Below are 14,855 nucleotides of genomic sequence, written 5' to 3' on the forward strand. Positions count from 1 at the left end.
GTGGAGACCAAGGTGGTGTGTTTGTTTCTGGTTGCTCTGGTATCTTCTATCAGCTATCATTGAACAGTTGCTTGAGAGGTTATCTCTTAAAGCTAGCGGGATGTGGCGCAGCTTGGTAGCGCGCGTCGTTCGGGACGACGAGGTCGCAGGTTCAAATCCTGTCATCCCGACTCTACTGATAATGAAGATAAAAAAATAATATTTAGCTGTATTTTAGATGCAGCGGGTAGATAAAAGGCTCTCAGAAAGTTCTGAGAGCCTTTTGCGTACCCTATTTTGATATTGGGTGAGAAAGTATCAGCTCATTACTCCAGTTCTGGGGTTTTTGCTGGCCACCAGAGCTTCTCTCCTAGTTCAACATAACTAGCTGGTATCAAGATCATATGGATTAAGAGAGCTTGGATAGCCACTGCACAGCTAAGGATACATGCTAGTTGTGCTAGGAATGTTAGTGAAATTGCAAGCAGATAGATGAATACCGAAAGAAGTATTACGCCGCTTGAGAGCAAGACTGGAATCATCATTCTTAGCGCATTTCGGTTCCCTTCGTCCCAACCGTGGCGAATGGTTTCTTCTCGAACACGCATAAAGAAAAAGACGTTGTAGCTGAGGGAAAGAACCATCAAGACGATGAATCCGTAAAGGCTGACGTTGGGGTCTGCTCCAGCACCTGACCACAGGAGCTGGCACAGTGGTGAAGATAGTCCGAGGCTAGCAGCATAAGAAATAGCAGTGATAACAACCATTAAAAGGGCAGGAACGACTGCTCTTAAGGTAATAAAGAGCACCAGAAACATCACAGCCAGCATAAGCGGAATAATCATTTGTTTATCCTGCTGCGCACTTATTTTTACGTCGAGTTCTTTTGCGATTTCACCACCGACTACTGCGGTGGTATCGATATTATTGCGAAGTTTTTGACGTATTTCTTTGACGCTAGCTAAGGCCTCTGGGGTGTCTGCGAAATAGTGTAAGTATACGTTCAGAAAAACTTTTTTATGAGAAACGTAAGGTGCCGGCTCAGATGAGATGTGTTCTTTAATTTTCCCGTTTTCTGATAAGAGAACTTGCCCTGTTGTTGACGTACGGGAAGGGGAGGTAATGCTCTCTACTCCTTGAACGCTGGTGAGAGTTTCTACCGTTTTCTTGAGGTCCTTTTCTGAGACGATCACTTGAGCTAGCGGTGTCATGGGCATCTCAAAATGGTTCTGGTAAATTTCTTGCCCAATACGAGCTTGAGAAGTTCCTGTTACTTTCTGGTTTTCGGCAGTACCCATCGAGGGAAAGCTAATTGCTAGGGTAGAAAGAATGAGAATCGGCAGTGCAACCGCTAACCACATTTTACGGGGCGCATGGTGTATCTGTTGGATGAGTTTTTCTCGTAAGCGTTGGGGCTTTCCCATGAGCGTTGGCCGTTGTGGTGTCTTTGGGGGAAGAAAAGAGAACCGTGTAAGTAGGGCAAGCATTGCCTGAAGAAAGCTTAATGAGGCAAGTGTTGCAAAGAGCATACCAATGCTGCCGGTGATACCGAGAGCTTTTGTTGCTTGTGTTTGAGAGAAGGATAGGCATAACAAGGCAATAGTTGATGTGCCACCAGCGATAAGGATAGGACGCCAGGTACGAGAGAAAGCCTGTTGGGCAGCTCTTGCAAGAGAACGGTGACGTTTACGTTCTTCACAGTAACGCCACAAATATAGCAGTGAATAGGTCATTGACGCGGTAAAAACAAGAACGAGCAGAGTACCTTGAGTAGGAGCTTGGATGTAGATGACTCCGTGGTCTGCAAGAACCCATAGCGTCAACAGAGAAGCACAAAGAGCAGCTACGGTGCTAATCATCACCGTTAAAGACACAAGAAGTGAGCGAAAAATTATTGCTAGTAAGATGAGCACGACGGCAACCGCGTACATCATGAAGGTGATGTTCATAGACTCTAGTGAGTCTGAGAGGTCTACGGTAAAAGCTGCTGGACCAGTCACATACCCTTGGATATTTCCAGGCGGATTGGCAATAGCTCCTTGAATTTTATGGATACTTCGGCGAAGGTCTTGGTCTTTAGCAATTGGAATTGTTATCTTTGCGACTTCTTGGTCCTTTGAGTATTCCAAAGAGTGCAGATTTTTAATGTCTAGCCCTTGGTCACGAAGGTATTGAGGTATTCCTTCTAAATAAGCGTAGTCAATGTCTTGAAAAGGTTTTCCTGAGGAAAAGACAATGATCGCAGGAGTATAGTCCTTGACATAGAACTCTCCTCTCTCTTGAGCAACATGTGAGGACTCAACTGATGAAGCAAGTATCGGTTGAGGTGCGTTGATTGCAAGGTCAGAGATTCTTCCAAAGAGTGAACCTCCAATAACGGTTAAGGCTGCCCAAAAGACGATAAGCACCGCCATGAGAGCTAGTCGCCACCATGGAGTTGTTGCTTGAGAAGAAGAAAAATGTTTAGGGGACATACACTCAATCTTAAATAAGGGACATCAATACATCTGTAAAATTTTAATAGATTTGTCTGTGAAAAAGTGAAAATAGGGAGTATCTAACACGTTATGTACGTCTTAGTATTCTCCGTGGGATTCCTTACAAAGCACCTTTCATCAAGTATTGTTACTATCTTTAGATTCCCACTATGTCAGACTTATAAAGAAAAGTCATGTACACATTTTATATGCTAAGGAATAGCGCGTATGGGTTCTGTCGAACACCTGATTATTGCCAATGCCAGCAGTGAAACGGCAAATGCATACATCTCCATTTTTTGGATTGCACTTGTGGCAATGCTGTCTCCTCTTCTTTCTGCTCTAACCAAGAAGAAAATTCCTGACGTCGTGATTCTCCTTTTGCTCGGAGCAATCATCGGACCTAACGTTTTGCATCTGGCAGACACCGATAACGGTGTTGAACTCATCAAAGAACTTGGGCTCGGAATCCTATTCCTCATCGCAGGTTATGAAGTCAATACAAAAGCGATGCACTCTCGTCAAGGAGGCTTTGCTTTAGGCACTTGGGCGGTGTGTTTTGCTCTTGCGCTCTTAGCATCTGCAAACTTTTTCTCTGAGTTCCGCAACGGGCTCGACCATATTGCGGTGTTTGCAATTGCCATGAGTTCTACCGCTCTTGGCACGATTTTGCCCATGGTCCGAGCCAACGGGAAAACTGGTACAAAACTCGGCGACGCTATTATGGTGCACGGCGCATTAGGTGAAGTCATGCCAGTTTTTGCGATGTCAATTTTGTTATCGACTCATTCTAAAGGTTTCGCTGTCCTCATTCTTCTTGGGTTCTTACTCATTGCTCTTATTACAGCGATTCTACCTCGCCGCGCTTTTGCCCATATCCCTGGGCTAGGGCGCACCATGGCTGCCGGAGCAAACCAAACAACCCAGACAATGCTACGTCTTGCAATGTTGATTCTTTCAACTCTCATGATGTTTGCAGCGGTCTTTAACCTTGACGTTGTCTTAGGCGCCTTCGCTGCCGGTATTATTTTGCGCTCGCTCACTCCCGAATATGCGTTTGAGCCCTTTTCTGAACGTCTCGATGTTCTCGGCTTTAGCTTCTTAATTCCGCTCTTCTTCATTTGCTCTGGCATGGGAATTGATCTTAAGAGCATCGCGAAATCTCCGGTAGCTCTAATCCTCTTTGTACTGGCGTTACTTATTCTTCGTGGACTACCGGTGTTCCTTGCTGAACGATTCTTCGACACCGGTTCTGGGCTACAAACGCTCAATGAGAAGGTTCAGCTTGGTTTGTACGCTGCAGCTGGTTTACCGATGATTGTTGCGGTAACTGAAGTGGCACTTTCTCATGAGCTCATCACAGAATCAGCAGCTTCACTATTAGTCGGCGGTGGAGCTTTAACAATTTTGATTTTCCCACTCTTAGCTTCTGGTTTAGACGCAATTTTCCGCAATAAAGACGCTGTTATCGAAGAGAAAACCACAAAAGATAAGATTACCGAGAAGAAGCGTCAACGTCATCAGTCCTCACAATTATCAACCAGTTCGTTGCCGGTAATTTCTCAAGGTCCTGACGGTCGCGGTATCGATCCAACGAAGAAACCTGTAGAGTCCTAAATCTTTTAGGTTTAAAAGCATTGGGCGGTTTCCCACGGACTCGTGGGAAACCGCCCAATATGTTTAATGAGTTGGTATTTCACCTCAATTATTTGAGGATAATAACGTCCAGGGTTCGTGGCCCGTGCACACCTTCAACACGAATCAACTCAATATCTGAGGTCGCTGAAGGTCCAGAAATCATCGTAATAGGACGTTTATAGGAGACTCGTGCGATAGCTTCTGGAATGAGTTCTACGATGGTGTCCTCTTTAACAACACAAATATGGTGGTCGGGAACAAGCGTAATAGCTCGTCTTCCTTCATCAGGATTCGTGTTCAAGAAGATTGTTCCTGTTTCCGCACATGAAACAGTAGAGTTAGTCACCACTGCGTCGATACGGTCAAGCTCTTTAAGCGAGAGCGTCCCCGCTTTTTGAATGTTACCGGCGTCGAAAACGCGAGAGCGAGTAGCGGTATCTTCGGGAAGCCAGTTCGTGTTGATACCGGTAGGCACCACGTAACGGGAAGCTTTTTCTAGAAGCTGGTCGATACGGTCAACGATGCTCTCTTCTGTTTCGTGGTAAACATTCGCTTTATAGTCGATGAGACGGTCAACGAGCATTTCGATGGTGTCTTCTTTGCTCAGTTCACTGACTCGACGATAGTTGCGGATTGGCTCAGCTGGCTGAGGGTTATCAGAAAGTGAGGCACGAATACGGGCGAGGATATCTTCTTTAGCGGTGCTCATTATTCGCTCTCCTTTGCGTGGCGCGCAGCCTGAGCTTCTCCTGCTGCTCGCGCATTAGCTTTTACTTCTTCGACCTTGCCACGGTTAGCCTCTATGAGCGCTTGAATGTCTACGCGTTCTCCGCCCACACGTTCAGCAGCAGCGCCGCGTTCTTTCTTCCACCAGTTGCGGAAGGACTGTTTGGGAGGTTCTGGAATGTCACGGTATTTTGTCCATCCGCCGACAAGACCGGGAAGTTTAGAAATCTTGTGGTCTCGTCCGGTGATAATACGGGACATGGGCAGACCCTTTTCAGCCAAAGACATCAATTTGCCGGAGCTAAAGAGTACTTTAGCGCCAAACATCATAGCGTCCATCTGTGGGTGAGGATGCTTCTTGCCACCTTTGAAGTCGCCTTGTGCTTTTTCGAAGTCGACGGCTTTACCTCGTAGGTGAACGAGCACGTCAGGAATATTAATCTTGACGGGGCAGGCTTCGTAGCATGCTCCGCAGAGGGAGGATGCAAACGGTAGTGAGGAGTTGTACTCATTTTCGATACCGCCGAGCTGTGGTGAAAGAATTGCACCGATGGGTCCGGGGTAGGTTGAGCCGTATGCGTGTCCGCCGGCACGTTCGTAGACGGGGCAAACGTTCATACATGCTGAACAACGGATGCAGTGTAGTGCTTGACGGCCAACTTCATCGTTGAGGACTGCTGTTCGTCCGTTATCGATAAGGATGACGTGCATGTTTTGGGGTCCGTCACCGGGTGTTACACCGGTCCACATGGAGGTGTAGGGGTTCATGCGCTCACCGGTTGAGGAACGTGGCAAGAGCTGTAAGAACACTTCGTAGTCGCTGAAGGTTGGAAGAATCTTTTCGATACCCATGAAGGTGATGAGAGTATCGGGAAGGGTCAGGCACATACGTCCGTTACCTTCAGATTCGACGATGGTTAAGGTGCCGGTGTCGGCAATACCGAAGTTTGCGCCGGATACTGCCACCTTAGTGTTCAAGAATTTATCACGAAGGCGAATGCGGGAGGCTTCTGCTAGTTCTGCGGGGTTATCAGAGAGGTCTACTTTGACGCCTTCAATTTTTCGTTTGAAGATGTCACGAATTTGGGTTCGGTTGAAGTGAATTGCTGGAACAAGAATATGTGAGGGACGGTCTTCTGCCAGCTGCACGATTTCTTCTGCCAGGTCAGTTTCGATGGCGTTGATGCCTTTTTCTTCAAGAAATTCGTTGAGGCCCATCTCTGCAGTTGCCATAGATTTAATCTTGATGATTTCGTCTACGCCTTCGGCTTTGATGAGGTCATAGGCAATTTGGTTTGCTTCGCTGGCGTTACGTGCCCAGTGGACGTGTCCGCCGGCTGCAGTGAAGTTCTTTTCGAACATTTCTAGGTATTCTGGCAGGTTCGCAAGAACACGTTGTTTAATCATTGATCCGGCGGTGCGGAGGTCTTGCCAGTCTGGTAATTCGTTAATAACGTCGGCACGCTTATTACGGATTTTGTGGGTTGCAAATCCGAGGTTTGCGCGAAGTTGTTCGTTGGTAAGTTCTTTTGCCGCGTATTTTGGGAATTCTTCGAACTCGAAGATGTTTCCTTCACCGTGATACACACGAGGCATGCCTAGTGATACTGCTGTCATAATTATTTACCTCCTGCGGCTGCTAGTTCTACGGGGCCAGAGACTTTCAGCGGGTTTTCTTTAGTGGATGCAAGAATTTCGGCGAAGTGTACGGTTTTGACGTGTGAGCCTTTTCGGCTGAGTGCACCACCAATATTCATCAGGCACGATACGTCTCCGCCGGTGCAGATGTTTGCGCCGGTTTTTTCGATGTTGTCTGCTTTGTCGGAGACCATAGCACCTGAGGTATCTGCATTTTTGAAGGAGAAGGTTCCTCCAAAGCCGCAGCACTGGTCGAGGCCTTCGATTTCGGTGTATTCAATTCCGCCGACGGTGCGTAAGAGGTCGGCTTGGCGGGTGCCGAGTTTGAGTAGGCGCATGCCGTGGCAGGAGTTGTGGTAGGTGACGTGTTCTGGGAAGTATGAGTTAAGTTGTTCTGCAGCGTTGGTAATACCGAGAACGTCGATGAGCAGTGAGGATAGTTCGAAGGTGCGAGCGGCAATAGTTTCTGCGCGTCGAGCGAGTTCTTCGTCTCCTGCTTTACGAGCGATCATGGGTTGTTGGTGTCCTAGAGATGCAACGCATGATCCAGAGGGTGCAACGGCAACGTCGAAGTCCCAGGAGTCGAATGCGTTGACGTGCGCTTTAACTACTGGATATGCGTCGTCGAAATATCCAGAGTTAACGTGCATTTGGGAGCAGCAGGTCTGGCCTTGAGGGTAGACGACCTCGTGCCCTAAGCGTTCTAAGATTTCCACGGTAGCCTGCGCTGTGCGTGGGTACATGCCGTCAACAAGGCATGTTGAGAATAGTGCAATTCGCATAGCTTTCTCCTTAGATGGTGCGCTACAGACTCATTCGTGGTTCGCACCCAAAAAATAGAACCCTTGAGTTTGAATAGAGATAGCGCGTGTATATTCTTATTTTTCATTTAACACGAGTTTTAGTACATCGAACCATTTTGATTAGCGCATTTTTTTATGACTAAATACCTCTTTTGTGAGGATTTTTCAAATTACATCAACAATGTTTCACGGCAATACAGAACACATTTTTGAGGTGTTTGAGGATATTTTTCTTGAACTCTCCTCTTTTTTCTTGCACGGAATCTCGTTATTTTTGCAAGACACAGGCACTTCCCACACAAATACACATAATCCCTCAAAAACACGAAATGGGGTTGAATTCACAATAGTTTTGCAATGGTGATACGCCTCATGTAGGGTTATAACATTCTAGTGGTCAGACCACATATTTTTACATCACACGTCAAACCGCTTACCAGCGGTTTTCTTAGTTCTATAAAGGAGAGCTATGAATACTTGGTTTGCACAAACCGACGCAGTCGGTGGCAGCCTGGGACTCTCAGCACTCGTAGCATGCCTACCGCTTCTCGCGTTCTTCATCATGCTTCTCGGTGTCAAAGCCCGCGCACATATTGCCGGCCTTACATCCCTCGGTGTCGCTATCATCGTCGCAGTTATCGGATTCGGCATGCCTGCCGACCTCGCCTTCATGTCAGCACTTCGTGGTGGACTCTACGGCGCATTCCCCATCGTCTGGGTTATCCTCATGGCAATTTGGTTCTACCAAATTACTGTTCTCTCTGGTCGTTTTGAAGACCTCCGTCGCACCTTCGACGCTATTGGTGGAGGCGACCTACGTATCCAGGCCATCCTCATCGCGTTCTGCTTCGGCGGCCTACTCGAAGCACTTGCAGGCTTCGGCGCTCCTGTTGCTATCACCGCAACAATGATTCTTGCATTGGGTGTTAAACCACTCAAAGCAGCTGTCACCGTACTCATTGCAAATACCGCTCCTGTAGCATTCGGTGCGGTAGCTATCCCCATCACCACCGCAGGTGAAGTTGGTGGCAAAGACGCAACCGTTATTGGTGCAATCGTTGGTCACCAAGCACCTTTCCTCGCATTCTTCGTTCCGCTCATCCTTCTTTTCATCCTTGACGGCGTCAAGGGCGTTAAAGATGCTTGGGTTCCTGCAGTTGTTATCGGCTTCTCTTTCGGTGTTGCACAGTGGCTCACCGCAACCTACTTCGTCTACCAGCTCACCGACGTTGTTGCATGTATCGTTTCGCTCGGTGTAGCAGTTGCCTTCTTGCGCGTATGGAAGCCTCGAGGTATCGCAGGCGTTCGTGAACGTTACGGACTACCTCCGCTAGAAGAAAACGCAAAATCCGAACTTACTGGAATGCGTGTTTGGATGGCGCTTATGCCTTACGCAGTTGTTGTTCTCGTCTTCGGCATTGCAAACTTGGCAACCCCCGTTGTTACATGGCTCAAGAGCACCAACCTCGTTGTTAAGATGCCACTACTTGAAGACCGCCTTGTTAATTCAGCTGGCGAACACGTCAAGTCCGCATACTCTTTCGCATGGTTGAATAACCCTGGTAGCTTCCTACTCTTTGCGGGTCTCATCGTTGCTGTCTTGTACATGGTCTTCAACGAAAATAACCGCTATGCTCTCAGCTTCGGTGATGTTGTCAAAGAAATTGGTGTTACCGCATATCGTATGCGTTTCTCCGCATTGACCATCGTTACTGTTCTGGCGCTAGCATACGTTATGAACTTCTCCGGTCAGACCGTTGCAATGGGTGCATTCGTTGCAGGACTCGGACCAATCTACGCGTTCCTCGCTCCTTCCCTCGGCTGGATTGGAACTGCTGTTACTGGTTCTGACACTTCGGCAAACGCGCTCTTCTCCAAGCTACAGGTTGCGGCAGCAAATAATCTCGCCCATCAAGGTATCACCGGTGTGACACCTGAACTATTGCTTGCGGCTAACACCAGCGGTGGTGTTGTTGGCAAGATGATTTCCCCACAGTCTTTGGCTATTGCAGCAACTTCTGTGGATATGGAAGGCAAAGAGTCCGAGATCTTCAAGTCAGTTCTTCCATGGTCTGTTGCCATGTTGGTTACCGTCTGTACCTTAGTCTTCTTGCAAACCAATATTTTGCACTTCCTAATCGAAATTCACCACTAAGATACGCCCTAAGGTTGTCTCACCTAAAAGTGTGTTACTTACGGTGGCGGTATCTCAACTTCGGCTGAGGTGCCGCCACCGTTTTCTATCATTCCGCCATATCAAAGAGGAACTGTGAAAGAAAGAACCTTTAGCGTTCTCATCGACTCTATAGAAACAAAACTTCGCCGTGGACAATTACGCGTGGGAGATAGACTACCCGGAGAACGAGCTCTCGCCGAACAATATGGTATTTCTCGTGCCTCCGTACGCGAAGGACTACAAGTTCTTGGTGCTGTAGGTCTCATCCGCTCACAGACCGGTTCAGGTCCAAAATCTGGAGCTATCGTAGTGTCAGAGCCTTCGGATGCGTTAAGCTGGGCTATTCGGATGCATATTGCTACCAAGACGCTTCCCGTATCCGACGTTGTGACAACACGTATTCTTTTAGAAGGCCATGCCGCACGTATTGCAGCAAATGGTGAAGAGACTGTTAAACGTTCCCAAGCCTTACAACGAGCCAAAAGCTATCTTGATGAGATGGACTTTGAAAACATTAGTAATGAACGTTTTCATTTTTGTGATACGCGTTTCCATTACGAAATCTCCACACTCAGTGAGAATCTTGCTCTAGAAACTGTTATTGACTCACTTCATTTAGCAACGGTAGGTTATGTCGAAGAAGCTGTACCCTACTTACAGGACTGGGAAAACGTCAAAAAAGAGCTGCAAAAACAGCATCGAAAAATCTATGACTCTATCCTTGCCCAAGATCCAGATACAGCCCAGCAAAGTGTAGCGGAACATATTACATGGTTCTACGCGCTTTCGGATGAAGCTCAAAAACATCGCGAATACCACGAGAAAATTCGTGACGGGGTAACCCCGACAAGTTCGTAGAATAACAACGCATAGACGCTGGGTATGACCGATGACGGTCATACCCAGCGTCTATCTCAATCTTTTGATGTTGGCGGCATAGCCCCAAGCGCTATGCGGTAAATTTCGTTTGCGTTAGACGCTCGTACGCTTCGATATAACGTTCCCGAGTTTTTTCAACAATCTCGTCAGGTAACGCTGGCACAGCACCCTGTCCGTTCCAGCCTGATGCATCAGAGATGAGCCAATCGCGAATAAATTGTTTATCAAAACTAGGCTGTTTCTGTCCTGGCTGATATTTTTCAGCATCCCAGAAACGAGAAGAATCAGGCGTAAGCACCTCGTCTCCAAGAGTGACAGCTCCACGATAAGAATCTAATCCAAATTCAAGTTTCGTATCGGCAATGATAATACCGCGTTCACGAGCAATTTTTTCGGCGTGAGAATATATCGATAAGGTCAGTTCTTCGAGCCTATCGGCCATAGGCTCACCAATTTCTTCATGCAATTCTTGACGCGTAATTAGTTCGTCATGTTCGCCAATTTCGGCTTTGCCGGTGGGAGTAAAAACAGCAGGAGTTAGGGGAGATCCATCTACTAGTCCCTCAGGTAGCACGGTATCGCCGATGGTACCGGTCTCCTGATATGTTTTGAGTCCAGAACCAGTGAGGTATCCTCGAGCAATACACTCTACAGGGAACATATTCAAAGATTTACAAATCATGGCTCGCCCAGCAACAATCTCAGGAACGTCGGTAGACAGAACGTGATGAGGGACTTCCTCAAGTTCACTAAACCACCATAATGAAAGCTGAGTGAGAATCTTTCCTTTATCAGGGATAAGGGTGGGAATCACTTGGTCAAAAGCGCTCACACGGTCTGAGGCGACAACAAGAACAGAGCCAGCACGCTGTTCGGCATCATCTTTTATAGACAGCCCAAAGACTTCATCGTGCCCTTCAGCTGGAATATATAAGTCTCGAACTTTTCCGGCATATACGTGTCTCCATCCTGGAATCTCAAGAGGCTCCTCTTTCCAGTTCATGATGCTCCTATAGGTTGTAACGAGTCAAAGTTAAAGGGGGGATAAAAATGTGTGTGCTCATCGTTGTGAGGAGCAAATCTATAGCTACGAGTATTGTTGTGGCACCGCAATCTGCTGTTGTACAGCAGCTAAAGCAATATCTTGACGGTATTGGGCACCTTGCCAAGAAATACGTTGGACGCCTTCATAAGCTCGGTCTCGTGCTTGAGCAAGGTCTTCTCCTAGTCCAACGACGGCAAGAACTCTGCCGCCAGAGGTCAAAACGTCCTGATCCTGTTGGGTTGTGCCAGCATGAACAACGTAGAGATCTTCTTCATCAGCAAAATCGTCTAATCCGTTAATAACGTCACCTGTACGAGGTGTGTCAGGATAGTTTTCTGCTGCCATGACGACATCGACCGCGTACCGTGAATCCCAAGATAGTGTGGTGTTTTCGTCTAGACGTGAACATGCTGCCGAATAAAGAAGCTGCCCTAGCGGTGTTTTCAACCGAGCAAGGACAGCTTGTGTTTCTGGGTCGCCAAAACGGGCGTTGAATTCAATGACGCGAATGCCACGAGAGGTGATAATTAAACCGCAATAGAGCACGCCAATGAACGGGGTTCCACGATGTTTCATATGGGTGATGGTTGGTTGTGCAACGCGTTCCATCACGGTCTGAACAAAATTTTCAGGAAGCCACGGTAGAGGACTATAAGCGCCCATACCTCCGGTGTTTGCACCGCGGTCTTGGTCAAAGATGCGTTTAAAATCTTGTGCTGGGGCTAAGGGGATGCATCGTTCACCATCAGAAATGACGAAGAGCGAAACTTCTGGGCCATCAAGGTATTCTTCAACAACGATGTGTGAGCCAGCGTCGAAACAGGCTTGGGCATGGGCTAGGGCTTCTTCGCGATGGTGAGTGACGACCACGCCTTTTCCAGCGGCAAGACCGTCGTCTTTGACGACGTAAGGTGGGCCAAAGGAATCGATTGCTTCGGTGGCTTCTTCCATGGTGTGAGCAATTTTTGCGAGTGCTGTCGGCACTTGCGCTTCTGCCATTATTTCTTTTGCGAAGGCTTTTGAGCCTTCGAGTGCAGCGGCTTCTTGGTCTGGCCCAAATACGGGGATGTTCTCTTGACGTAGAGCGTCTGCAACACCAGCAACTAGCGGTGCTTCTGGCCCGATGACGACGAGGTCGATATCGAGTTGTTGTGCTAACGCAATGACCTCTGCAGGGTTCTGCGCATTGATAGGGTAAGTGGGGATTTGTTGCGCAATTCCAGCGTTTCCAGGGGCACTGTACACCTGGGTTACTTGTGGGTCTTTTTGAAGTGCGCGGATGATTGCATGTTCACGCCCGCCGGGGCCAAGTACCAAAACCTTCATTCTCTAAGGCTACGCGAAAAGTTCATAGTTTAGTCTCAGAATCTCTCTATTTTTCTGGAATTACGGCGTATTGAGGTTTTATGTCTTGACATTAAAACAGGAAACTTTTTCTCAGCCTTCACTCAGCATATAATGAATCTTTTGGTCTCCCCTATAGCGCAGATGTCCCTCCTATTTTTAGGGATAGTGGTCCTCTAGCCTGTACCGCAGGCTAATCATCGGGTCTAAGAATTATGCAATACTGGAGGGTATGCAGACTTTTCATGCTCAAGATGCCGTAGAACTTGCAGTCGTTCGCCGTAGCGGGTTCGTTGAATCCCGTCACATAGGTTCTGCTATTTTGCTCAACGCAGATGGCTCTCCCCGTATTTCTTATGGTGATATTGATACCCCAATTTTTCCGCGCTCTGCGCTCAAACCGTTTCAGACAATTGCTTCAATGAATGCTGGTGCTGAGTTGCAAGGAGCTCAGATTGCTCTTGCTTCGGGGTCCCATACTGGTTCTTTTGAGCATATGAAGGTTGCGCAGTCTATCCTTGCTGAGGCTGGACTTGATGATAGTGCGTTGCAGTGTCCTCACGCGCTTCCCTCAGACCAGCCTAGTTTACAGGCTCTCTTTCGGGCTGGTAAGGGAGCTCAACGTCTGGCCTTTAATTGTTCGGGAAAACATAGTGCTTTCTTATGGGCGTGTATCAAAAATGGGTGGAACATTGATTATTACCTTGACCCCAAGCACCCCTTACAACAGCGAGTTTTAGAAACTATTAGTCATTGCGTTCAAGAAGATGTCTCCATCGTAGGTGTTGACGGGTGCGGTGCTCCGTTGGCGGCGCTATCGTTACGCGCTCTTGCTCGAGGATACTCTTTGCTCGGTGCAGGCATCGAGAATATTCATGCTGACGCTCGCGTTGCTACGGTGGCTACCGCCATGGTCGATTACCCTGAGTATCTTCAGGGAGTGGACACCCCCTATACTCGTTTGTCTGTTCTGTTAGACGGTGTTGTCAAAGGTGGAGCAGAGGGTGTTTTAGCAATCGGTTTACGCGATGGCTCGTCTCTATGTATTAAGGTTCTTGACGGTTCACACCGCGCCTTAGTTGTTATTGCGTTGAGTATTTTAGAACAAGCTGGACTCATTACTGCTCAGCAGCGAGCGCAGGGTATAGAGCAGTGCACTTCGCCTATTATGGGCGCTGGTACTGTTGTTGGAGCTGTTGAACCGGGTGCAGCGTTACAGCAGGAGGTTTAGTCTTAGCAGATGAGCACCCGTCGTAAGATTTCTTTAGAACAGGGAATAGCGTATATTTCTGAGATTTTTCAAGTTTTTGAGTCGCCAGAACCGGAGAAATCTTTTGAACAGTTACCGCGCAGTGTTCAAGCTGGTGCGGTGCGTTTTTTATTGGAGGAGTTAGCGTATCGAGCTCCAGGCAATTCTGTTGAGGTGAGAGTTCCCCCTTTCGGCGTGACGCAATGTATTGCTGGTCCTCGTCATACTCGTGGAACGCCTGCCAACGTTATAGAAATGACGCCTTATCTTTGGTGCGCTTTAGCCTGTGGAGTAGTGGATTGGCAAGAGAAAGAAACTCACATAAGCGCTTCTGGTGTGCGTGCTAATTTGCGCGATATTTTGCCTTTATATCAGAGCGTTTAGGGGTTTGGTTCTCAAGCTTTGACAAGGTTGTTTTAAGTTTTTCTTGTAGAGTAATAGGGTCATATTTTTCTATTTTTGTATCGCGCCAGAATAGAATGGTACGTGATGAGTACTTCTACCCCACATTCTCAAGATTCTTCTTCTCAATGCCCTCAGGAGCGTCTTGTTCAGGTGCGTCGAGCACCTTCTTTGATTGCTTTTGGAGTCACCGGTGTTCTTGTTGGTTTGCTGGTTGCCGCCGTATTAACGTTTTTTGTTGGTAGCAGTGATGAATACACAAGGTCTTCCGTTTTTGGTGTCCTTGCCGTGTGCTCGATGAGCGTTTGCACTGCTATTTCTTTGACGGTTGCTCTTATCATCGATAAGTTTACGGCTCGTCACGCTGAGGTGGTTCGTGCTATTGAAACAGATGAAGAGTAGTTCTTAAACGAACATATACTCAATTTTTTCTAGAAAGTGGATGTCCATAGGCTAAACTAGTACCGTCTTAGCTTCTTTGGTACACGTCACACACCTT

12 protein-coding genes and 1 tRNA gene are annotated in these 14,855 nt (G+C 47.5%); 7 read left to right on the plus strand and 6 right to left on the minus strand.

What is annotated here, in order from left to right:
• Positions 1-96: 96 nt before the first annotated feature.
• A tRNA-Pro gene (locus ACN084_RS01650) sits at positions 97-170 on the plus strand.
• A 135-nt stretch (positions 171-305) separates the two neighbouring features.
• Here ACN084_RS01650 and ACN084_RS01655 read toward each other — a convergent pair.
• Positions 306-2,453: an MMPL family transporter gene (locus tag ACN084_RS01655; RefSeq protein WP_419100984.1), complete on the minus strand. Its 2,148-nt coding sequence runs from the start codon at positions 2,451-2,453 to the stop codon at positions 306-308.
• Positions 2,454-2,684: 231 nt separating this feature from the next.
• Between ACN084_RS01655 and ACN084_RS01660 the strand changes: the two genes are divergently transcribed.
• Positions 2,685-4,073, plus strand: a complete 1,389-nt coding sequence (locus ACN084_RS01660; RefSeq protein WP_419105682.1) for a cation:proton antiporter — start codon at positions 2,685-2,687, stop codon at positions 4,071-4,073.
• A gap of 88 nt (positions 4,074-4,161) precedes the next feature.
• Here ACN084_RS01660 and ACN084_RS01665 read toward each other — a convergent pair whose 3' ends face one another.
• Genes ACN084_RS01665 through ACN084_RS01675 form a run of 3 tightly spaced genes read right to left on the minus strand, consistent with a single transcriptional unit; the run spans position 4,162 to position 7,240 of the window.
• Positions 4,162-4,803: a LutC/YkgG family protein gene (locus ACN084_RS01665; RefSeq protein ID WP_419100986.1), complete on the minus strand. Its 642-nt coding sequence runs from the start codon at positions 4,801-4,803 to the stop codon at positions 4,162-4,164.
• Positions 4,803-6,437, minus strand: coding sequence for a LutB/LldF family L-lactate oxidation iron-sulfur protein (locus ACN084_RS01670; protein ID WP_419100987.1), 1,635 nt, complete (start codon positions 6,435-6,437; stop codon positions 4,803-4,805). Before ACN084_RS01670 ends, ACN084_RS01665 begins: the two co-directional genes overlap by 1 nt.
• 2 nt (positions 6,438-6,439) lie before the next feature.
• Complete coding sequence (locus tag ACN084_RS01675; protein ID WP_419100988.1) at positions 6,440-7,240, minus strand: (Fe-S)-binding protein; 801 nt, start codon at positions 7,238-7,240, stop codon at positions 6,440-6,442.
• Positions 7,241-7,730: 490 nt separating this feature from the next.
• Between ACN084_RS01675 and ACN084_RS01680 the strand changes: the two genes are divergently transcribed.
• Positions 7,731-9,416 carry an L-lactate permease gene (locus tag ACN084_RS01680; protein WP_419100989.1) on the plus strand — a complete coding sequence of 562 codons (1,686 nt, stop codon included), beginning with the start codon at positions 7,731-7,733 and terminating at the stop codon, positions 9,414-9,416.
• 114 nt (positions 9,417-9,530) lie between these two features.
• On the plus strand, positions 9,531-10,295 hold the full coding sequence (locus ACN084_RS01685; RefSeq protein WP_419105683.1) for a FadR/GntR family transcriptional regulator: 765 nt from the start codon (positions 9,531-9,533) through the stop codon (positions 10,293-10,295).
• 91 nt (positions 10,296-10,386) lie between these two features.
• On the opposite strand, the gene ACN084_RS01690 is transcribed toward ACN084_RS01685, so the two are convergent.
• Together ACN084_RS01690 and purD are read right to left on the minus strand one after the other, a co-directional pair.
• Positions 10,387-11,319, minus strand: a complete 933-nt coding sequence (locus ACN084_RS01690) for a phosphoribosylaminoimidazolesuccinocarboxamide synthase (RefSeq protein WP_419105684.1) — start codon at positions 11,317-11,319, stop codon at positions 10,387-10,389.
• An 84-nt stretch (positions 11,320-11,403) separates the two neighbouring features.
• The gene (gene purD, locus ACN084_RS01695) at positions 11,404-12,687 is read right to left on the minus strand and encodes a phosphoribosylamine--glycine ligase (RefSeq protein ID WP_419105685.1); all 1,284 of its coding nucleotides are present in this window, start codon (positions 12,685-12,687) and stop codon (positions 11,404-11,406) included.
• A 250-nt stretch (positions 12,688-12,937) separates the two neighbouring features.
• Here purD and ACN084_RS01700 point away from each other — a divergent pair, with 250 nt between their 5' ends.
• From ACN084_RS01700 to ACN084_RS01710, 3 genes are all read left to right on the plus strand, one after another.
• The gene (locus ACN084_RS01700) at positions 12,938-13,936 is read left to right on the plus strand and encodes an asparaginase (protein WP_419105686.1); all 999 of its coding nucleotides are present in this window, start codon (positions 12,938-12,940) and stop codon (positions 13,934-13,936) included.
• Between the two features lie 9 nt (positions 13,937-13,945).
• Positions 13,946-14,338: a sterol carrier family protein gene (locus ACN084_RS01705; RefSeq protein WP_419105687.1), complete on the plus strand. Its 393-nt coding sequence runs from the start codon at positions 13,946-13,948 to the stop codon at positions 14,336-14,338.
• 105 nt (positions 14,339-14,443) lie between these two features.
• Positions 14,444-14,758, plus strand: coding sequence for a hypothetical protein (locus ACN084_RS01710; RefSeq protein WP_419105688.1), 315 nt, complete (start codon positions 14,444-14,446; stop codon positions 14,756-14,758).
• Positions 14,759-14,855 lie beyond the last annotated feature (97 nt).

It is taken from the genome of Rothia sp. P7208 (assembly GCF_048512915.1).
In the GTDB taxonomy this organism is placed as follows: domain Bacteria; phylum Actinomycetota; class Actinomycetes; order Actinomycetales; family Micrococcaceae; genus Rothia.